Source organism: Thermobaculum terrenum ATCC BAA-798 (assembly GCF_000025005.1).
GTDB lineage: Bacteria > Chloroflexota > Chloroflexia > Thermobaculales > Thermobaculaceae > Thermobaculum > Thermobaculum terrenum.
On the sequence record NC_013525.1, the window covers coordinates 1,931,660 to 1,951,906 of the forward strand.

The following is a 20,247-nucleotide window of genomic DNA, read 5'->3' on the forward strand; positions in this document are numbered from 1 at the left end:
AGTATACCCTAATGGTCACCTCAAGTAGAGCCTTGTGCGCATGAAAAGCAGGATGGACAGCAGCAGGGACCCCAGCGACAGAGCTCCAAGAGTCCGCGCCAGGGTGCCCGTGTAGTCGCTGGAGCTCGAGGTGGAGGTCTCCACCGGCTCCTGCCCTCCGGAAGCCGAGGGGGTAGTCCGCGACACCCCTCCCGCAGCCTGTGCGCCCCCGGAGCTGCTGACCGACCTGTCGCCGGGCGCAAACGCGGAGGCCGGAGTCTCCAGACTCATCGTCACCGTTGGGGCAGCGCCAGCGCCCACCCCCGCCGGCATCATCATGCCCGCGCTCACCGTCGCGGTCGGAGCCATCCCCTGAACGGACTCCTGCGAGACCCTGGAGTCCTCAGGTGTCAGCACTATCTCCGGCTGGTCCGGCCCATATCCACCGATGAGGAGCGATAGCGCCATGCCCAGCGCAAGGATCACCGAGGCGGCAAGAGATGCGTACACCGACGCAAAGGAGCCTACAGGACGTTGTTTCGCATGGCTCTCATCCAGCAGGAAAGACCTCCTGGGAGCATACTGCGGCAGGGCACGCAACAGGGCGACCATCCTCTCCATCTCCTCCAACGCGCGCCTGCAGGACTGGCAGGCTTCCACATGACGCCTGACCAGTATCCTCTCGGTATCTGGCAGGGCACCGTCTATCAGGCCCGCCAGCTTCTCTGGCTCAGGATGATTTGTAGGCTCCATCTTCTCCAAAAACCTCTCACCACCTTCCTTGTAGCTTCTGGATATTAGACGTTAACAATTCTTTTACAGTTCCCCCGAATCTTTCAACAACTCGCGCAGCATGCATCGTCCCCGAAACAGCCTCGACTTCACGGTCCCAAGCGGCAGCCGCAGCGCCGTGGCAACCTCGTCGTAGGATAGCCCCTGCACATCCACCAGCAGCAGCACAAGCTTGTACTCCTCGGGCAGCTTCTGGATGCACTTCTCTATCGCCTTGAACGTGGCAGCAGATACCGCGGTCTCCTCCGGCCCGATGTGAGGATCCCCCATCTGCGGGAACTCCCCAAGCTCCTCAAGGATCTGGTCCAGCGACCCTGGCGTGCGCTTGACGTGCCTCCGCCTGAGATCGTGAGCCTCGTTGATCAGTATCCTGAAGAGCCAGGACCTGAAGGACCCCCCACGAAAGCTCCCGAGGGCCTTCCATGCCGCCACAAACGCCTCCTGGGTCACATCCTCGGCAAGGAATGGATCCCCGATATACCTGATGGCCAGGTTGTACATCTGGACCTGATACCGCTCCACAAGCTTGTTGAAGGCGTCCAGGTCCCCCTCCTGCGCTCTTCTAACTAGTTCATCGTCGTTTGGTATTTCCACTGCTCACCGCTTGACTGAAGATATATTTCTTACTTATACTGCCATATTGAAGAGCCGAAGTGGTGGAACGGCAGACACGCTCGCCTCAAAAGCGAGTGGGGGAAACCCCGTGTGGGTTCGAATCCCACCTTCGGCACCGGTTCTGCCCCAAGGGGCAGCCATCACATCCGGTTGTCATGCTTATACTATAAACCCTCAGACAGCCTATATTCACTTTCCAGGAGAAGAAGAGCATGAAAGTTGGTGTTCTGACAGGAGGAGGGGACGCACCAGGGCTCAATGCCGCTATCCGCGCAGTGGTCCTGAGCGCACTCTCCCGTGGCGACGAAGTCGTCGGGTTCCTAGATGGGTGGAAAGGCGTACAGGATAACCTAACGATCCCCCTGGACAGGGAATGGGTACAGGACATCCATGAGGTCGGGGGTACCAACCTGGGCACATCCCGCACCAACCCCATGAAGTCGGAAGATACCATGAAGGCCGTCGAGAACCACTTCCGCGAGAACGGCCTGGACGTCCTGATAGCCATAGGCGGCGATGATACGCTGAGCGTCGCTGCCGAGCTGGACCGCAGAGGCTTCCCCGTGGTCGGCGTGCCCAAGACCATGGACAACGACGTCCCCGAGACCGACTACTGCATCGGGTTCGACACGGCCGTAAACCGCCTCATGGAGTCTATAGACAGGCTCAGAACCACCTCCAGGTCCCACCACAGGGTGATGGTCGTGGAGGCCATGGGGCGCGACGCCGGCTGGGTCGCTGGCTTCGGTGGCCTCGCCGGAGGAGCCGACGTGATCCTCGTGCCCGAGATAGAGGTCGACCTCGATGACGTCGCCCAGCGCCTGGAGAAGGTCCGCAGCAGAGGGCGCAGCTACGCAATAGTTGTAGCAGCCGAGGGCATCAGCTTCGGTGAGGCTCAGGTGCCCGAGAACGCCAAGACCGACGCCTTCGGGCACGTGATCCTGGCAGAGAAGGCCGTCGGCGAGCGCCTTGCACAGGAGATCGAAAGCAGGCTCGGCTGGGAAACAAGATCCATCCAGATAGGGCACCTGCATCGAGGTGGCTCCCCCACCGCGTTCGACCGCATACTGGGCACCCGCTACGGCGAGAAAGCTGTGGAGCTGGCACACAACAACAGCTTCGGTCAGATGGTCGTGCTGCACGGCCTGGACCTCACCACCGTGCCCCTGGCGCAGATCGCCGGCAAGACCAAGACGCTTTACCCACAGTTCATCGAGCTGATCCAGAACCTCAACGCCTGATACCCTCGGTATAAGCAGGGGAAACTAAACAGGGGAGCTATGTCATGTAGCTCCCCTTTCCTGTCCCTGTCACAACAGCTACGAAGAGGGCTGAATCTCGCTCAGAGCCGCCCGGGACTCTTCCTGCCACTTGCCTATGCGCCTGTACTTCTCCAGCCTGTCGGCTATCAGGGCAGAGGCTTTGTATGCCCGACCGTTCCGGTATTTCGCGTCAAGCTCGCTCAACGCACTGGCGATGTAGTCCCCCAGCGTTGCTATGGCCGCTGCTGGCTCGGCGTGTGCCCCCTCGTCCGGCTCAGGCACTACCCCATCGATGATCCCAAACTCCAGCAGATGCTGCGCTGTGATCTTCATGGCCTCCGCGGCAAGCGGCGCCTTGCTGGCATCATGCCACAGGATAGTCGCACTGGCCTCCGGCGAGGCCACAGAGTAGATGGCGTTCTCCATCATGTACAGGCGATCCGCTACGCTTATGGCCAGAGCCCCTCCGCTGCCGCCTTCGCCTATGACCGTCGCAACCACGGGCACAGGAAGGTTGGCCATGGTGTACAGACAGGCAGCGATCGCCTGCGCCTGCCCCCTCTCCTCGGACTGCATGCCAGGATCCGCGGCAGGAGTGTCTATGAAGCAGATCAAGGGATACGAGAACTTGGCAGCCAGCTCCATGATCCGCTTAGCCTTCCGATACCCCTCAGGACGAGGCATGCCGAAGTTCCGCCTCAGGTTCTCCTTCGTGTCGCTGCCCCTCTGGTGGCCAAGCACCACCACGGCACGGCCACGGAACCGGCCTATACCTCCCACCATGGCAGCATCGTCGGCGTAAGCCCTGTCCCCGTGCATCTCGAACCACGGATCGATAAGAGCGTTGATGTAGTCGAGCGTCTTGGGCCTGTCGGCCCTGCGCGCCGTCTGCACTCTATCCCAGGCTGTCTTGGAGTTCTCGGACAACTAGCTCCCCTCCCGATCAAATATGGTCAACAAATTGCCTATAACCGGTCGCAGATCCCTCCGCGGGACCACCATATCGATCATGCCGTGCTCCAGGCAGAACTCGGCCGTCTGGAACCCTGGCGGCAGCTTCTGCCTGGTTATCTGCTCTATGACCCTGGGACCCGCAAAGCCTATGAGCGCCTTGGGCTCAGCCAGGATCACGTCCGCAGTCATCGCATAGCTGGCCGTCACACCCCCAAAGCAGGGGTCCGTCAGGAGAGATATGTGCGGCAGCCCTCGCCTACCCAGCTCCGCAAACGCCGCCACCGTCTTGGCCATCTGCATCAGCGAGAAGATCCCCTCCTGCATGCGGGCGCCCCCAGAGGACGATACCGTGAGTATGGGAAGCTGCCTCTGCAAAGCCAGGCCCACCGCCCTGACCAGCTTCTCCCCGTACACCGAGCCCATGCTCGCGCCCATGAAGCTGAAGTCGCTTACCGCCAGCACCAATGGGTGACCCTCGATCTTGGCAGTGCCCACCACCATGGCGTCCGCAATTCCTGTCTCCCTCTGCTTCTCGCGAACCTTTCCGAGGTAAGTCTCACCGTTGGCCTCAAACCCCAGAGGATCGTCCGGGAAGATGCATGCAAACTGCTCCTCGAAAGAGCCTTCGTCCACCAGGTACCTGACCCGCTGATGCACCCTCAGGCGGAAATGGTGCCCACACCGAGGACACACCATCTCGTTGTTTTCGAGCTCACGATGATACAGCAGCTCCTTGCACTTGGTGCACTTCACCCAGAGATCATCTGGGATGTCCCTGTTCTCCTGAGCAGGGTGAAAAGTTGGGCTATGACGACGGAAGAAATCCCTCAAACCCGCAACCTCCACAAACAAAGGGTATTATATCACCCTCTCAACCATTACTAGTAACATACCAAACCAACCAATTCTATACCCTGACCGCTGCACATTTGTAGAGATACTGCCAGTACTCGCTATCAGCCCTGGTAACACCCACCGGTCCCCAAAATAATAGGGGGCCTGGCAAGTCAGCCCCCTATGTAGCTAGTCCCTCAGAACGGTCATACTCAGGTCCCTACTTCTTGGTGTACTCCTTCCAGTACCCCGCCAGATCCCTGTCGGTCATGAACCACAGCTCCTCCGGCAGGTTGAAGGTAGCGAACGAGTAGTTCGCCATGGCCAGCCAGTATTTGTACTCCTCTTCCGTGGAGCCCTGGAATATCACGACTATCATCCACCTGTCCACGTACAGAACCCACTGCTTGCGCTTGCGAGTCTGCCCGTTTTCCTTAAAGGTGAATATGCGCTCGAACTTTATGAGGTTGCCCATCACATCCTCGGAGGACTGCTCCACCTTGCAATCCTCCAGCTGCTCCAGGCCCTCCTCCAGTCCCTCCCTGAGGATGTCCAGGTCCTCAGCCACCACGTGCTGGTCCTTCAACTCAGTTATCCACACGGCGAACCAGGTGTTCATGTCCTTGGTGTCCGGGACGAACATCACGCCGTCGCGGTTGTCGTCAAGCTCGAACTGCTCCCACTCCCACGAGTGACGGAAGTGAAACCTGCCGTAGGGATCTATATATGTGTTTACGCCCGTGAACCTTGGGGGCTGCCTTTCTGCCATGCTACTACCTCTTGCTCATATTTTTGCCACGATGTCGTGTTTATTGATTTTATACCATTATCGAACACTATACAGTTTCTCCCAGCTTCACCGCCTCGAAGATCTTCATCCTTCGCATGAAGACGTACGTGACGGCTATAGTAACGAGCAGGAGTATGGCCACAACTAGATCCACCAGCACGACCCTGTCCCAGGCAAGCTCGACTATGAACGGCGGTGTACCCGAGTACCTGCCCGTCTTGATCTGTAGCAGAGGGATGAACAGTTCCGAGGCAGCTATCCCCAGGATCGTCCCCCCAACGGCACCTATGCCCACCACCAGCAGCTGCTCCAGAGTCAGCAAGGTCGCCACGCGCCCCGAACCAAGGCCTATCGCCCTCAGTATGCTGATCTCCACAGCCCTGCGACGGAAGGATGCTAGAGTATACATCAACAACCCGGCGGTGGTGACCAGCCCCGCAGCTATGAACCCGATGGATAGAACCCCGAACAACCCCTGGCGAGAGGGAGTGCTCTGCTCGCTGCTTATGATGCTACGAGGCGACTCCTTCGATACCACCAGCCCCGCATCGAATGCCGCAGCCACTATGCCGTTCATGTCGGGGTTAGGACCCAGCTTCATCCATATCTCGAAAGGATAGGGCGAGCCCTGCTGGTCGAACGAGTAGTCCAGGTTGCCTATCACGAACGGCCCATCCTGTGGGTAGAGAGTGGGAAAGTACTTGGTGGTACCTACCACAATGGCCGGCACCTTGACAGACGTCCCCAGGTCGTCCATCGTAAGAGTGATCCTGTCGCCCACCCGCAACCCTTCCTGCTGCGCTATATCCCTGGACACTATTACCGCGGACGGATCGTAGGCCAGACGATTCAGCAAGCCCCCCAGGGACTCGCCAGCGTAGTCGTCACGCCAGGCCCTGTCGATCACCCCCGCGAGCGTTATCCTGTCGACTCCCATAAATGTAGCTCGAAAAGTATCTCCCCCCGGCAGATCCACCAGGGTATCGCTCTTTGCCACCCTGGTCACGGCTTGCACTCCCCTTATCTTCAGGTAGTCGTCCACCGGCAGATAGACATAGTCCGTAGGAGCACAATCCGACTGGGACTGCCCAGGGAACTGGGAGGAGCCCCCAAACTGGTTAGGGCCAGCACAGGTGTACACCAGCTTCAGGTCAGCACCCGTGCTGTAGCGAGCACTGAGGCTGGAGTAAGAGTCCATCGTCTTGGCTATCGAGGCGGTAAATATAGCCAGAGATATCGTCAGGAGCATCATCAATATCGGCGGGGTGTAGCTATAGGTGCTGCGGGACAGGTAGTTCATTATGATCACCGCGACACCCCGAGTGTACTTGCTCACCCAGGCCATGATGCGCAGCACAATCGGCAGCAGCCTCAAAGCCAGGAGAGCAAGAGAAAACACCAGCAGGGAAGGCGCAAGGATTATCAGGGGATTGCGGAAGGGGTCGTTAGCGGCCTCTGTGAGCCCTGGTACGCCTATCAACCCCTGGGAGCGCAGCAGGTACGTCCCATACAAGGCGGGAATGAGCAGCAGTATGTCCAGATAAGCCCTCTTCCAGAAGGGAGGCTTCTCCGCACGCGCTCGCTCCTGCTTGTAGGATACTATCGTCCACCTGGAGGCGCCCATTGCCGGGAACATCAACGCCGGTACCACCCAGGCAGCCACCAGAGCTCCGTGGTACCAGCTCTCACCCAGCATCTGCACGGGCACGTCCGGAAGCCTGTCAAAGTCAAGAAAAGACCTCGTCCAGGCCATGACCTGCGCGATCACCAGGCCCAGAGGTACCCCCACGATCACTGCAGCCACCCCAAGGAAGATGGCATCCCCTATAGAAAGGAATACCATCTGCAGGCGCGAGATACCCCTGCTTCTCAGCACCGCTATCTCCTGCTGCTGCCGCTGGATCAGCATCCCAGCCATCTGCCATATAAAGTAGAGCACCAACGCAACCAGCGGCAGGCTGAACAGCAGAAGAGTTATGCTCAGGATGCTTACCTGCCGTTTCTGCTGCACCAGGGCTTGCTCCGGACTCTTGACTATCTCCGCCCCGGGCAGTGCCCTGCGTATCCTCTCCGTGGCCTCGTTCAGGCTATTGATGATCTGTTGCGACCGCGAGCTCCTGATACCAGCGTGATCAAAGGCAAAATACCAGGTAGCATAGCTGATAAGGGGATAGTTCCTCAATGCAGCCTCAAAAGACTCCTCAGGTACCAGCACCATGGAGTTGAAGGCCTCCGGAGGGTAAAACCAGAAGTCGCTTGCGGGGTTGCTGGGACGCCATACGCCAGCTATCCTTATCGGGATATTGACCTGCCCGGAAGGAGTGGTCGTGCTAAGCCAGTACAGATCCCCCACCAGCATCGTGTACGTGTCGGAGGCGTACTGGGTAATCAGGACGTCCACGGGCCCTCTGCCACTCCACGGCTTCGGAAGACTCCCAGCAACGAGCGTTATGTTGGGGTAAAGGTCCGTCACGAAGGCAAATCTCTGCCCAGTGATCTCGACCTTACCGTCGCTGGAAAAGACCCTCATCCTCTCGGTAGCCGCATACTTGACCTGCTTGAGTACCGGCAGAGATAGGCCTAACTGCTGGACAGACCCTATCTGCTGATCGGCTTTGTGGTAGTCGTTCCACGTCATGGAAGGCCCAGAAGACCCCTGATAGCCATAGATAAGCGAGAATGGCGGGATGTTACTGTCTTCGTTGGACTGCTCGAGATTACGCAGCAGAGCTTTATAACCCGCCCACTCGGAGTACATGGGTATGCTGGTGACCAATCCTACCGCCAGGGTAAGCCCCAGCCAGGCCACAAGCACGAGATATATCTGTCCTCTTAGTCTGTTGACTATCAGCTGCAGGAAAGAAGCGAACGCCGGCAACGGCAATTCCGCATATTTCACCTTAGCCATCTGCCCGGCTCTTCTCCAGGTAGTATTCTCTATATCTTTCATGCAAAGTTATCATAGTGGTCGGTATTATTCTATACCTGTCTTCCAGATTTTGCAGATAATTAATCATGGTCTCTACCGACTTTACCACCTTGGTGTCCGACCGGTAGTCCACGTGGTTGGACGTAGTAGCACATATAGCCTTGAACTCGGCTCCCTCCGACTCCAGGCTGGCAAGCAGCGCATCGATTATGGGCTTGTGGACCGATTCAAAGTCGCCGGACTCTATCACCAGCTCCGGCACCATACCAGCGTACAGGGTTCTGCCCTCCCTCATGGTAGACAACGGTATCTCCAGAAACTCCAGGCTACCCACCTTCAGCCTGTTGTGTGGATCCACATAGTGGGGGAAATTGGGAGCATCTACCCACACCGCCGAGCGCCTTGGTAAGTTCCGGCCCGGACTGGATAGCGAGCCCTGGGTGAAACCCAGATTATAAAGCAGCTGGTAGGTAGCATCGCTTGCCGAGAACTGAGCCGCCCTGAATGACCTGGGTCGCCGGCCAAGGGCATCAGCGAATCTGTGCATGGACTCTTCAATTATGTCGCGCTGCTCATCAACCCCATAAGTACCTAGATCGCGCTTGTACTTGGAGCCTCTGATGCTCGGAGGATCTACGTACAACCCCACCTCCACACGCTTGCCCCAGAACTCCTCCAGCAGAGGGGATTGCTCCTCAGCGCACTCCGGAGAAGCCAGCAGCGTGACGGCAAAACCATTGTTTAGCATCAACGTACAGAAACCGTCGATTGACCTGGCACTTTGTTCCCATGTCTGTGGGGCGTCGAACTGAGCCTTCAGAGAAGGCACCCGACATTCCATTGTAAAGACTACGTACAGATCCTCCATGATGATAACCTTTCACACACCTGCTTTCGTTAGGGCATCCTTCTTGCAGTATTTTATGACTAAGTAAACAAAACACCAAGTAGAAGTTCTGGTTTATACTACAAACCATCAACGCCAGGAGGCCCAAAATGAAGCTGACGATGGACGTAAACGAAGTGATGCAGCAGAAGGGGATGGATGCCGCAAAGCTCGCAGAGGCCGCTAACATCCCACCTTCATTGGCAGATCAGATCCTGCAGGGGCAATCCGTGCAGCTAGACCTGCCAACCCTCAGCAGGATCTGCACGGTGCTCGGTGTACTGCCTCACCAGATAGTGAAGTCGGTCGAGGAGAAGCAACCAAGCGCCTCGGAGGGCAAATGGCCCAGATCAATAGAGGAAGAAGCCGCAGTCGTGGGCACAACCGCCACAAGCGAGCCCGAAGAACCCGAACAAACGACAGAGACGAAGATCATCTGACCTTCGTCTTCCGTCTAGTGCTTATCTGCGCGCTGGCCGGCGGAACGTCCCTACTCCTGGCCTGCAGGTCGTGCCTTGCCCGCCTGCATTCTTCCTGCCTCTTCCATGCTCTCAGCTGCGGTAACAGGTAGCTCGCCAAGCTTGGGAATACCCTTGAGATTGAGCTCCTCCGCAAAGTGACAGGCCGCCCAGTGGTCAGGACCCACCAGTCTCAGGGGTGGCCTCTCCCTCTTGCATATCTCCTGAGCATACGGACACCTCGGATGGAAATAACATCCAGAAGGTGGATTGGCCGGGCTGGGAACATCTCCTGGCAGCCTTATTGGACGGGTACGATTCCTGGGATCTGGCTTAGGTATAGCTGCCAGCAATGCTTCGGTATAAGGCATCTTCGGATTAGTATATAGCTCCTCGGTGGGAGCCATCTCCACCACATAACCCACGTACATCACGGCCACCCGATCGGAGATGTGTTCCACGACACTCAGATCGTGGGCCACGAAGATATAAGTAAGGTTATACCTCTCCTGCAGCTCCTCAAGAAGGTTGAGCACCTGAGCCTGTACAGATACGTCGAGAGCAGACACAGGCTCGTCGCAGATAATCAGCTTCGGGTTCAGGGCCAATGCCCGCGCGATACCTATACGCTGCCTCTGACCACCGCTGAAGGCATGGGGATAACGGCTTGCGTACTCCGGCCTGAGCCCCACCTCGGTCAGCAGCTCGGCAACTCGATCCTTCAGAGCCCTCCCCTTGGCCACCTTGTTGATGACCAGAGGCTCCGCTATGATCCTTCCTACAGTCATCCTTGGGTCGAGCGAGGAGAACGGATCCTGGAAGATCATCTGCATGTTGCGGCGAAGGCGTCGGAGCTGCTCACCTTGCAGCTGCTCAACATGCACGGGCCCCATATCCGGATCGTTGAATATAATCTCCCCGTCCGTGGGGTCAAGCAGCCTGATTATAGTCCTGCCCGTAGTGCTCTTACCGCAGCCAGACTCACCTACCAGGCCAAGCGTCTCTCCCTCTCGCACGTAGAGGTCTATACCATCCACGGCTTTGACGTAACCTACCACCCGGCGCAGCAACCCACCATGGATGGGGAAATGCTTCTTCAGACCTCTTACTTCCAACAGTATGTTGTTGTCCTGCTTGCCATTGTTGCTCATATATCTCCCCCGCACAGTAAAATTACGTGAACTTCAATGGGGTTAGCTGGCCACCGCAGCGCCTCCATGTGTAGAAGCCTGAGATGGCACTTCCACGCTTCCCGGGTACAGGTGACATCTCACGGTATGCTTTGTGTCCCCGTTCACAGGGGTCTCCGCAGGAAGCACCTTATCGCAAAGCCCCGGCATGAAGTTTGGACATCTGGGATGGAACGGGCATCCAGTCACGGTCGAGTAGGGGTCCGGAACGCTGCCCTTGATCACCTCAAGCCTCTTCCTCTTCTTTTGCCCGATCCTGGGGATAGACCTCAGTAGAGCTATCGTATACGGGTGCTTGGGGTTGTAGAATATGTCATCCACTGGAGCTCTCTCTACTACACGCCCCAAGTACATCACTGCAACCTCGTCACACATCTGAGCCACGACGCCCATATTGTGCGTCACGAACATGATCGAAGTGCCTATCTCTGCCTGCAGCTCCCTCATCAGGTCAAGAATCACTGCCTCCGTCGTCACATCGAGCGCCGTAGTGGGCTCGTCTGCTATCAGCAGCACAGGCGTACAGGATAGAGCAAGCGCTATCATTGCGCGCTGGCGCATGCCACCGCTCAGCTCATGAGGATAACTATCTGCTATCCTCTCAGGGTTAGGCATGCCCACCCTTCGAAGTATATCTACGGCTCTCCTGCGAGCCTCTTTTTTATCGGGTGTCTGGTGGAGTAATATAGCCTCCATTATCTGGTCGCCGATTGTGTACACCGGGTTAAGGGATGTCATCGGCTCCTGGAAGATCATGGAGATATCGTCACCTCGTATGTTGCGCATCTCATCACTGTTGCGCCCCAACTTAAGGATGTCTATAGGCTCATCATCAGGATTTCGCTTAAATAGAATCTGACCCTTTTCTATCCTTCCAGGAGGCGGCACCAGCTGCAGGATGGAGAGCCCGGTCTGGCTCTTGCCGCAACCACTCTCACCTACTATACCCAGCACCTTTCCCCTGGGTATGCTGAAGCTTACCCCGTTCAGGGCTCGAACGACCCCTACCTGAGTGTAGAAATTAAGGTAGAGATCCTTGACTTCCACCACATAGTCGGCTTCTTGTGGGGTACTTTCCGTGGTCTTCACTTGATTTTTTATTACAGGTTCAGCCATGTTCTTACCCCCAACCTACAAATCTAGCTGTACGGGTCAACGGCATCTCGCAGACCATCGGCCAGGAACTGGTAGCAAAGGACCGCGAAGATAACCGTCGCTGCAGGAATCAGCATCCATGGATGCTGGATGATGTTCTGTACATTCTGAGCATCTCTCAGCAGCACTCCCCAGCTGACCGCTGGCGGCAGCATTCCCAGACCGAGGAAGCTCAGCGTCGTCTCACCAATGATGGATGCCGGTACCGCCAACGCAGCCACAACGATTATGTGGCTCAAAGAGTTGGGCAGTAGGTGTGTGAGGATTATCCGCATGTGCGAAGCTCCAGCCACCCTGGCTGCAGCTGTGTAATCCAGTGTCCTGTAGGCCATTACCTTGGCCCTCACCTGACGAGCCAGGCCCGTCCAGGAAACCAGCGAGAGCACTATAGTGATCAGGAAGAATCTCTGTACCACCGTCATCTCTCGGGGTAGAGCAGCCGCCATAGCCGCCCACAGAGGTAGCGTAGGCATAGAGGATATTATCTCTATTAGCCTCTGGATAAGGTTATCTACCGCTCCTCCAAAGTAACCGGAAGCTGTACCAAGGATGGCACCAATCACGACCGATATCAGCACCCCCACAAGGCCCACGCTTAGAGAGATCCGCGAGCCATATACGGTCCTCGAGAACATATCGCGCCCCTGCGAGTCAGCACCGAACAGATAGATCTTGGCCTCGGCTCCCTGCCCGGCCAGCACATCACCTTGCTGATTCTCTTCCTTAGACTCCAGGCCAAACAGATGTATGTTGGTGGGGATTATACCTAAGAGTTTATACTCAAAGCCCTTTACGAAGAACTTTATAGGTTGCGCTTTGCTGCAGTCAGGTTTGTAGATCAAAGTGAAAGAAGAAGTGTCCAGTTGCTGCGTGACAGGACATATGGAGGGTCTACCGTTGATGAACTTGATAGGCGTAGGACTAGCCCAGGAGAAGTTAGTGTCTATCTGGTCATATGGATAAGGAGCTATAAAAGGCGCAAAGATTGCGATTAAGTAAGATATGACCAGAACTACGAAACCAGTAAGGGATAGCCTGTTCTGGGCAAATCTCCTGGCCATCAATCGCCATTGCGATATCTGGCCTACATCCTTCTTCTTAGCTAGCTTTCTAGCTTCGGGTGTAGCTACCTTAGCTGCTGTAGCCATAACACTCCCCCTTTACTAATGCGTAAATACTACTCCAACCGCACTCTTGGATCAACCCATGCCAACAGCAAATCAGCCAGAAGGTTACCTATCACCAAGAGTATCGACAACATCATAAGGAAGGTGATCGCCAGGTACATGTCCTTGTTGATCAGAGCATTTACAAACAATGGACCAGTAGTTGGCAGATTCAACACTATGGAAGCAGTGACCTCGGCAGATATAAGAGCAGGCAATACGCCTCCCAGAGACATGATCAACGGGTGAAGCGCGTTGCGTACCGCGTGCTTCCAGACCACCACACTTTCCTTCAGCCCCTTGGCTCGCGCAGTCTGTATATACTGCTGATTGAGTACGTCTAGCAGGTTAGCCCGCATGACTCTCGTGTTCCAGGCGGTGCTACCGGCAGACACCACTATAACTGGGATCCAGAGATGCTTAAGCAGATCCACAAACTTATCCCAGCCCCAGGGGGCATTCTGGAAGCGAGAAGAATAGAGACCGCCTACGTCCGCGTTCAGGTACCTAGCCGCGAACACCATTAGAAGAAGTGCTAGCAAGAACTCAGGAATGGAAATCCCGATGAACTGGATAACCGTTACCAAATAATCCGGAATCGTATACCTATGAGTAGCCGAGTACACACCTAGCGGTATAGCCACTAACCAGGCAAATATCAGCGCGAAACCTGATATCATGACCGAGTACCCTAATCTACCCCATATCAGCTGAGAAACCGGAGCTCCCTGCTGGAACGAATCCCCGAAGTCGCCATGTACAGCCCCTGATATCCACTTCCAGTATCTTACGTACCACGGGTCACCTAGACCGTACTGCTGCTTCAGGGCCTCTATCTGCTGGACAGACATGTCGCCGCCCATGTTTCTCAGCTGCTGGATGCGTGCATCCAACGCAGATCCAGGAGGCAACTCTATCAGGAAGAAGCTTATCAGGGATATAAACCACAGAGTAAATACCATGTAGATGAGGCGTCTGATGATATAGTTCGTCATTGCTCGACCCCCTTACTTCAGAAGAAGCGGTGAATGCTATTAATGGGCGGTTGGTAGTACCAACCGCCCATCAGGGGAATTAGCTCTGAGTGTGCTGATCAGGGTTCTCCCAGTACCAGGTCTCAGGATCATACACAGCAGGTGTCGGGTGAATCCATGGGTTCACAAATCCACCCTGGCCCCAGCTCTTCAGATCATCATGAGTCGGCCAGTTCCTAAGATCCTTGTGGAACAGCTCGATTCTGGGAGTGTTAGCCGCAACACCACAGAAGTAGGGACCATTATCAACGTGGACCTTGATCATGTCCCAGACAAGCTGCGTCCTCTTCATGAAGTCCGGCTCAGTCTTGGTCTGGTCGTACATCTGCCAGATCTTCTTGATGTTGGGATCAGCTTCCTTATCAAAAGGCCCTATCCTGGGTGGATTGCGCTTCCATGGATCAACGTTCTTCTGCTGGTTCTCCTTGGGGGTACCCCTCAGGTTGTACCAGTTACCATGGAGTGGAGACCAACGGGAATACTCCATCGGCACGAGCCACTGTGGATATACCAGGTGGTTCGGACCGTCACCAACCTCCCAGGCAGTCTTCATCAGGATCTTGCCCGCCTGCCACCTGTCGTCGTATCCGGTCGGTGGCTGAGGAGTCATCCTGGCGTTGATACCCACTGCCTGCCAGTTCTTGGCCAAGAGCTCGTTCTTGCGAACATGCTCACCGTTCTGGGGCTGGTCGGCCGGATAATCGATGGTGATCAACAGCTTGGAGCCGTCGGGGAACTCCCTGAATCCATCACCATTTGTGTCCTTCAGACCTATCTCGTCCAAAAGCTGCTTGGCCTTGTCTGGGTTGTACTCCACAGCGCTGTCTCGCCAGGACCTGTACACCTGCTTGCCCTGATCGTTGATCACGTACTCGATGGCCTTCGGGCTAAGAGTACCTGTGGTCAGCTCGCCTGTCTTGTAGTAGATCAGGGTCTGAGCAGTCTGCCTGTCGAAGGCATGAGATAGAGCCTTCAGGAACTTGGGATTCCGCACCAGCTCCCTTAGCTTAGGATCAGCATAGTCATGGTTGAAGAAGTACATGGAAGAGGTACCAGAACCAGAGTCCCAGAACTCCACATGCAGGTTGCTCTTGCTCTCGTTCTGCTTGAAGGTGGATACATCCGCCAGAGTAAACGGCTGGAAACCACCATGCGAGAAGTCGCAATCTCCCTGAATGGTCTTGAGCTTGAGCACCTCGGGGTCCTGGATATTGGTCATGATTACTGTATCGATGTAGGGTAGCTGGTTGCCCCATTTGTCCACACACCAGTAGTATGGGTTGCGCTCCCAGATCGAGTTGCGCATCTTGGTGTAGGACTTGAGTTTCCATCCCGTAAGGGTGGGACACTCCGGATTGGTCGCAAAGTCCACAGCCTTACCACCGGGGAATGAGAAATCATCCGCCCAGTTCTTCTTGACGTTGGGGTTGTACTTCTTGTGGAACTTCTGCGAGTAGTGCTTGGGTGCAGACCAACCAGGTCCTATACCTCTCTTCACCCACATCGCCAACCTGTCTGCAGTCAGGGGCGTCGGGGAATCAAAGATCATCTGGAAGGTGTAGTCGTCCACCTTCTTGAACTTGGCCAAAGTCCCCTTGCCAGACCTGGCCTCATCAGGCGGCCCCTCAGCAACTTCTTCGTTGAGCACCATATCCTCCCACCAGAAGAGGACGTCATCCGCGGTGAATGGCTCTCCATCGGACCACTTGATGCCCTCCCTGATGTGGAAGGTCCAGGTGGAAAGATCCTCGTTGGCTTCCCAGGCCTCCACCCAGCCTCCACTGATCGCCAACCCATCCTTGTGCCACCTCAACGGTGAGTTGCCATACATCGACTCCTGGATAAGGTGCGTAGTACCCCAGTCGTCAGAGCTGGAGCACAGCTGCCTTAGTGTGCCACCGTACTTGCCCTCTTTGAGCCAGGGGTGAGGAACCACATAGGGGTTCTTGGGCAGCCTCTCCTGCACAGGTGGCAACTTGCCTGCCTTGACCATCTCAGCCAGCATCGGCGCCTCCTTCAAGGTGGACGGCGCAGCAGGCGGCTTGATGATCTGTACACCCGTGGTACCCTCTGGTTGACCAGCTGTGGTTGTGACCGTGGCACCAGCTGCTGGTGGGGTCATGCCAGGAGATGGACTGGCGGCTGATGGGGATGGGCTAGCTGCTGAGGGTGAAGGACTGGCAGCCGATGGGGATGGACTGGCGGCTGATGGGGATGGTGAGGCTCCCGTGGGAGCTGTGGGGGTGGTACCGGTAGTGCCTCCTCCACAGGCCACTAGAATGGCGCTCCCAGCCGCTACCGCCGAGAACTTCAGGAATCTCCTCCTACTGAGCTTTTCTTTGGTTGTCACTATCTACTACCTCCCTTTGGAAGTAATTTTTCAAAGTCTAGAGATACGAAAGACTAACGGAGTTATATCTGAAAATCTCTACAGCTCCTGCCGGATTACATCACTCCTTTCACAAGGTATACAGTGTTCTGAATATTACTATTTGTGAGTAGGGTTGTCAATTGCTATTTTGATATGATCAAGTTCGAACTACCACTTCCTCCTGCTAACATTGTATATAAACCCGTTTTGCCGTCAGGTCAAGTATTGTCATCGAAATTCTAACCAAATAATGACATTGTTGCTCATATAGGGCATAATTGATGCCGAAATCGTGCACTGCTGCAAACCCGTCCCGGAGTAAATGTCTATGTATATTGGAGTGTTAACAGCCCCGGTCCGCGAAAAACCGTTATCTGAGGTGATCACCTGGGCATCTTCCAACAATATAGCTGGCCTAGAGGTGGATGTAAGCTCCGGTTCTCACTTAGATGCAACCACTGCCGGAGAGGTAGTAGTAGAGAATACCTTGGACCTGCTCAAAAAACATAATGTTAAGATATCTGCACTGGCTGCCTATACGGTACTGACAGGCACGACCACTGAAAAAATCGAGACCAACCGCAGGTTTCTGGAGAGGGCCATTGCCCTGGCAGCACGACTTGGGGTTGACACGATATGTACCCTGGGTGGCTTCCCCTCCGCAGGGAAAGATCGATTCAGGACAATAAAAGAAGACCTGGTTTATATCCTCAAACCACTGCTTGAACGCGCTCAACAGCACAACATACGCATCGCACTTGAGAACTGGTACGCTACTAATCTCCAAAACCTAGATCACTGGGTAGCATTGTTCGAGTCTCTTCCAAATGAAAATCTAGGGCTTAACTTCGACCCATCCCACCTGGCTTGGCAGGGTATAGATCCAATCGGAGCCATATATGAGTTCCGAGATCGTATATTTCACTTTCACGCAAAAGATGTAACAATAAACGCGTCTCTCCGATCCCGGAGAGGTATATTAGGGGAGGGATGGTGGAGATATGTCCTCCCAGGATACGGAGTTCTACCATGGGGGGAGATCATAGGTGCCCTGAGAGATATCGGTTACAACGGCGCTATCTCCATCGAGCACGAAGACAGAGCCTTTCCCATCGAAGAAGGCTTTATCAGATCTTCCAGGTTCCTATCGGAATTGATCTGATCAAACCGCGTGATCAGCACAAAATACAGATAAGTGGAGGAGGATCCGTACGAAGATGCAAGAAGGGCAAGCCAATATCCGCGTAGCGATGGTAGGATGTGGAGCCGTAGCCAGGTGGCATGCTTCTACTCTCTATCGTATCCCGGGAGTAGAAATCGTAGCTCTGGTTGATCCTAGCCAGGAAAATCTCAACGCCATGGTCAAGTGGATTCCGCAGCTATCGAACGTCCCCACTTTCTCGGGACCGGAGGAGATGTTCAAGGCTATCGGTCCAGATGCTGTAGAGATCTGTACCCCACACACCCTGCATCACGAGCACGTAGTCATGGCTCTGGAGCACGGAGCTCATGTCCTGTGCGAAAAACCCCTGGCTTGTAGCGTGGAACATGCCCAGGATATCAAGCAAAGAGCTCAAGACACTGGCAAGGTCGTTATGGTTAGCTACCAGAGACGACTCGATCCGGGCTACAACTATATCAAGAACGCCATAACCAGCGGAGAGATCGGAGATATCCAGACTATCTCAGTGATCTGCTGCCAGGCATGGAAGAAAGGTACCACAGGTACCTGGAGACAGAACCCAGAGCTTTCCGGTGGTGGCATGCTCATGGACAGCGGCAGTCACCTGGCAGACGTGCTGCTCTGGCTAACTTCACAGCCTGTAGAGAGCGTGTACGCCACTGTAGATAATTGCGACACCCCAGTTGATATAAACAGCACCAGCACGATCAAATTTACCAACGGCACACAGGCTCAGTTCACTGTCAATGGAAACCTGCCAATCACCTGGATAGAAGAAGTACTCATAATAGGTACCGAGGGCATACTAAAGTACGAAAGTGACCCACAGCACCCGTGGAGAACCGGCAGAATAACCCATAGCAAGGATGGTAACCTGATCCAGCCTCTAAGGCTTCAGATGTATTCCAGCCCGGATGAGGCCTGGATAGCTGCCATTAGGGGCGAAGGAGAAAACCCATCACCTCCGGACGCTGGGGTGAGGGTGGCAGAACTTACCACTGCCATCTACGAATCTGCCCGTACAGGGCAAGCCATAAAGATATCAGACATATCGCCAGTAGGGCGATGAGGGAGCTTGAGACCGATATCCTGATAGTGGGTGGAGGGCTGGGAGGAGTAGCTGCTGCGCTCTCAGCTCTCCGCATGGGCAGGAAGGTCCTGCTCAGCGAGGAGACCGATTGGCTGGGAGGACAGCTCACTTCTCAGGGCGTGCCCCCTGATGAGCATCCCTGGATAGAGTCCACAGGTTGTACAGCAAGCTATAGGCTCCTGAGAACCAAGATCAGGGATTACTACAGGCGCAACTACCCACTGCTGGCATCCTCCAGGCAAGATCCCTATCTCAACCCAGGCAAAGGTAACGTCAGCGCTCTGTGTCACGAGCCCAGGGTGGCTCTGGCCGCGATTGAGGAGCTCCTGGCTCCCTATCGCGCCACGGGACGACTGGAGGTGCTCCTGGAGCACAGGCCCGTGGCTGCCGAGAGCGATGGGGACATCGTGCGGTCGGTCACCCTGGAAGCGCTCGGGTCTCAGGAGAAGGTGCAGGTACATGCCAGCTACATCCTGGATGCCACGGAACTAGGCGACATCCTCGAGCTGGCGGGGATAGAGCACGTGATAGGAGCTGAAAGCCAGGCCCAGACCGGCGAACCTCATGCCCTGGAGGGTGATCCTAATCCCCTGGATCAGCAGGCCATTACCTGGTGCTTTGCGCTGGACTTCATCGAGGGGGAAGACCACACGATAGACAAACCCTCGGAATACGACTTCTGGAGACGCTATCAGGCCTCTTTCTGGCCCGGCAGGCAGTTGGGATGGACCGATGTGCATCCCGAGACCTTAGAGGTCAGGACACACAAGCTCTTTGATCCCCAAGGTAACTTCGACCTCTGGAGGTACAGGCGGATCTTCTTTCGAGGGCACTATCCAGAGGGTACCTATCCCAGCGACATCACCCTCGTCAACTGGCCACAGAACGACTACTGGCTGGGACCCATCGTAGGAGTATCCCCACAGGAGAAGGACATCCACCTGCATAGGGCACGCCAACTGAGCCTGTCACTGCTGTACTGGATGCAGACCGAGGCTCCCAGGCATGATGGTGGCTATGGCTACCCCGAGCTGAGGCTACGGGGGGATGTGCTTGGGACCGACGGACTGGCCAAGCACATGTATGTGCGTGAGAGCAGAAGGCTGAGGGCGGAGTTCACGGTGCTGGAGCACCACGTGGGTGTGGAGGCCAGGGGCAAGCTCCAAGGAGCGGAGGAGTTTCCAGACTCCGTGGGAGTGGGGAGCTACCGGATAGACCTGCATCCCAGCACAGGTGGCAGAACCTATATAGATATAAGCAGCTACCCCTTCCAGATACCTCTTGGGGCCTTGATCCCTATAAGGGTGGAGAACGTACTACCAGCCTGCAAGAACCTGGGCGTAACTCACATCACCAACGGGTGTTACAGGCTGCATCCTGTAGAGTGGAACATAGGAGAAGCAGCTGGAGCTCTGGCTGCCTACTGCCTGGAGCACGATCTCACACCCAGGGCGGTCAGGAATATGCAGCAGCACCTGACGGACTTCCAGCACCTGCTGCAGAACAAGCTTGGCTTCCAGCTGGCATGGCCACAGGAAATACGCATAATACCCAGATAG

The 20,247-nt window shown here is 55.7% G+C and carries 17 protein-coding genes and 1 tRNA gene; 6 read left to right on the forward strand and 12 right to left on the reverse strand.

All coding sequences use genetic code 11. The features are described 5' to 3' along the window. Positions 1 to 15: 15 nt before the first annotated feature. The gene (locus TTER_RS09105) at positions 16 to 732 is read right to left on the reverse strand and encodes an anti-sigma factor family protein (RefSeq protein ID WP_277422784.1); all 717 of its coding nucleotides are present in this window, start codon (positions 730 to 732) and stop codon (positions 16 to 18) included. Positions 733 to 795: 63 nt separating this feature from the next. Further along, positions 796 to 1,365, reverse strand: coding sequence for an RNA polymerase sigma factor (locus TTER_RS09110; RefSeq protein WP_012875731.1), 570 nt, complete (start codon positions 1,363 to 1,365; stop codon positions 796 to 798). A 53-nt stretch (positions 1,366 to 1,418) separates the two neighbouring features. Between TTER_RS09110 and TTER_RS09115 the strand changes: the two genes are divergently transcribed. Continuing rightward, a tRNA-Leu gene (locus TTER_RS09115) sits at positions 1,419 to 1,501 on the forward strand. A 97-nt stretch (positions 1,502 to 1,598) separates the two neighbouring features. After that, the gene (locus TTER_RS09120) at positions 1,599 to 2,627 is read left to right on the forward strand and encodes a 6-phosphofructokinase (protein WP_012875732.1); all 1,029 of its coding nucleotides are present in this window, start codon (positions 1,599 to 1,601) and stop codon (positions 2,625 to 2,627) included. 78 nt (positions 2,628 to 2,705) lie between these two features. On the opposite strand, the gene TTER_RS09125 is transcribed toward TTER_RS09120, so the two are convergent. From TTER_RS09125 to TTER_RS09145, 5 genes are all read right to left on the reverse strand, one after another. Continuing rightward, entirely contained in the window at positions 2,706 to 3,575 is an 870-nt protein-coding gene (locus tag TTER_RS09125; RefSeq protein ID WP_012875733.1) for an acetyl-CoA carboxylase carboxyltransferase subunit alpha, read from the reverse strand. Further along, positions 3,576 to 4,433: an acetyl-CoA carboxylase, carboxyltransferase subunit beta gene (gene accD, locus TTER_RS09130; RefSeq protein WP_012875734.1), complete on the reverse strand. Its 858-nt coding sequence runs from the start codon at positions 4,431 to 4,433 to the stop codon at positions 3,576 to 3,578. A gap of 223 nt (positions 4,434 to 4,656) precedes the next feature. After that, complete coding sequence (locus TTER_RS09135; RefSeq protein WP_012875735.1) at positions 4,657 to 5,205, reverse strand: hypothetical protein; 549 nt, start codon at positions 5,203 to 5,205, stop codon at positions 4,657 to 4,659. A 67-nt stretch (positions 5,206 to 5,272) separates the two neighbouring features. Continuing rightward, complete coding sequence (locus TTER_RS09140) at positions 5,273 to 8,176, reverse strand: ABC transporter permease (protein WP_083768879.1); 2,904 nt, start codon at positions 8,174 to 8,176, stop codon at positions 5,273 to 5,275. Next, positions 8,127 to 9,023 carry a polysaccharide deacetylase family protein gene (locus tag TTER_RS09145; protein WP_012875737.1) on the reverse strand — a complete coding sequence of 299 codons (897 nt, stop codon included), beginning with the start codon at positions 9,021 to 9,023 and terminating at the stop codon, positions 8,127 to 8,129. Before TTER_RS09145 ends, TTER_RS09140 begins: the two co-directional genes overlap by 50 nt. A gap of 128 nt (positions 9,024 to 9,151) precedes the next feature. Here TTER_RS09145 and TTER_RS09150 point away from each other — a divergent pair, with 128 nt between their 5' ends. Then, on the forward strand, positions 9,152 to 9,481 hold the full coding sequence (locus tag TTER_RS09150) for a helix-turn-helix domain-containing protein (RefSeq protein ID WP_012875738.1): 330 nt from the start codon (positions 9,152 to 9,154) through the stop codon (positions 9,479 to 9,481). A 50-nt stretch (positions 9,482 to 9,531) separates the two neighbouring features. Here the strand turns inward: TTER_RS09150 and TTER_RS09155 are convergent, their stop codons facing one another. From TTER_RS09155 to TTER_RS09175, 5 genes are all read right to left on the reverse strand, one after another. Continuing rightward, positions 9,532 to 10,650: an ABC transporter ATP-binding protein gene (locus tag TTER_RS09155; RefSeq protein ID WP_012875739.1), complete on the reverse strand. Its 1,119-nt coding sequence runs from the start codon at positions 10,648 to 10,650 to the stop codon at positions 9,532 to 9,534. Positions 10,651 to 10,692: 42 nt separating this feature from the next. Then, positions 10,693 to 11,805 carry an ABC transporter ATP-binding protein gene (locus TTER_RS09160; protein WP_012875740.1) on the reverse strand — a complete coding sequence of 371 codons (1,113 nt, stop codon included), beginning with the start codon at positions 11,803 to 11,805 and terminating at the stop codon, positions 10,693 to 10,695. 23 nt (positions 11,806 to 11,828) lie between these two features. Next, complete coding sequence (locus TTER_RS09165) at positions 11,829 to 12,992, reverse strand: ABC transporter permease (RefSeq protein ID WP_012875741.1); 1,164 nt, start codon at positions 12,990 to 12,992, stop codon at positions 11,829 to 11,831. A 29-nt stretch (positions 12,993 to 13,021) separates the two neighbouring features. Continuing rightward, on the reverse strand, positions 13,022 to 14,005 hold the full coding sequence (locus TTER_RS09170; RefSeq protein ID WP_012875742.1) for an ABC transporter permease: 984 nt from the start codon (positions 14,003 to 14,005) through the stop codon (positions 13,022 to 13,024). Between the two features lie 79 nt (positions 14,006 to 14,084). Then, on the reverse strand, positions 14,085 to 16,394 hold the full coding sequence (locus tag TTER_RS09175) for an ABC transporter substrate-binding protein (RefSeq protein WP_041424442.1): 2,310 nt from the start codon (positions 16,392 to 16,394) through the stop codon (positions 14,085 to 14,087). Between the two features lie 349 nt (positions 16,395 to 16,743). On the opposite strand from TTER_RS09175, the gene TTER_RS09180 reads away from it, so the two are divergent. The 3 genes from TTER_RS09180 to TTER_RS09190 are packed head-to-tail and all read left to right on the forward strand — an operon-like array spanning position 16,744 to position 20,247. Then, complete coding sequence (locus TTER_RS09180; protein WP_012875745.1) at positions 16,744 to 17,577, forward strand: sugar phosphate isomerase/epimerase family protein; 834 nt, start codon at positions 16,744 to 16,746, stop codon at positions 17,575 to 17,577. A 55-nt stretch (positions 17,578 to 17,632) separates the two neighbouring features. Beyond that, entirely contained in the window at positions 17,633 to 18,667 is a 1,035-nt protein-coding gene (locus TTER_RS09185; RefSeq protein WP_012875746.1) for a Gfo/Idh/MocA family protein, read from the forward strand. Then, positions 18,664 to 20,247, forward strand: coding sequence for an FAD-dependent oxidoreductase (locus TTER_RS09190; RefSeq protein WP_012875747.1), 1,584 nt, complete (start codon positions 18,664 to 18,666; stop codon positions 20,245 to 20,247). The genes TTER_RS09185 and TTER_RS09190 overlap by 4 nt, the downstream gene beginning before the upstream one ends.

Excerpts from the sequence above, each read along its gene's own strand:
- TTER_RS09170 (WP_012875742.1), bottom strand. The coding sequence starts at position 14,005 with ATGACGAACTATATCATCAGACGCCTCATCTACATGGTATTTACTCTG.
- TTER_RS09135 (WP_012875735.1), bottom strand. The coding sequence starts at position 5,205 with ATGGCAGAAAGGCAGCCCCCAAGGTTCACGGGCGTAAACACATATATA.
- TTER_RS09150 (WP_012875738.1), top strand. The coding sequence starts at position 9,152 with ATGAAGCTGACGATGGACGTAAACGAAGTGATGCAGCAGAAGGGGATG.
- TTER_RS09140 (WP_083768879.1), bottom strand. The coding sequence starts at position 8,176 with ATGAAAGATATAGAGAATACTACCTGGAGAAGAGCCGGGCAGATGGCT.
- TTER_RS09120 (WP_012875732.1), top strand. The coding sequence starts at position 1,599 with ATGAAAGTTGGTGTTCTGACAGGAGGAGGGGACGCACCAGGGCTCAAT.
- TTER_RS09165 (WP_012875741.1), bottom strand. The coding sequence starts at position 12,992 with ATGGCTACAGCAGCTAAGGTAGCTACACCCGAAGCTAGAAAGCTAGCT.
- TTER_RS09180 (WP_012875745.1), top strand. The coding sequence starts at position 16,744 with ATGTATATTGGAGTGTTAACAGCCCCGGTCCGCGAAAAACCGTTATCT.
- TTER_RS09155 (WP_012875739.1), bottom strand. The coding sequence starts at position 10,650 with ATGAGCAACAATGGCAAGCAGGACAACAACATACTGTTGGAAGTAAGA.
- TTER_RS09160 (WP_012875740.1), bottom strand. The coding sequence starts at position 11,805 with ATGGCTGAACCTGTAATAAAAAATCAAGTGAAGACCACGGAAAGTACC.
- TTER_RS09185 (WP_012875746.1), top strand. The coding sequence starts at position 17,633 with ATGCAAGAAGGGCAAGCCAATATCCGCGTAGCGATGGTAGGATGTGGA.
- TTER_RS09145 (WP_012875737.1), bottom strand. The coding sequence starts at position 9,023 with ATGGAGGATCTGTACGTAGTCTTTACAATGGAATGTCGGGTGCCTTCT.
- TTER_RS09105 (WP_277422784.1), bottom strand. The coding sequence starts at position 732 with ATGGAGCCTACAAATCATCCTGAGCCAGAGAAGCTGGCGGGCCTGATA.
- TTER_RS09190 (WP_012875747.1), top strand. The coding sequence starts at position 18,664 with ATGAGGGAGCTTGAGACCGATATCCTGATAGTGGGTGGAGGGCTGGGA.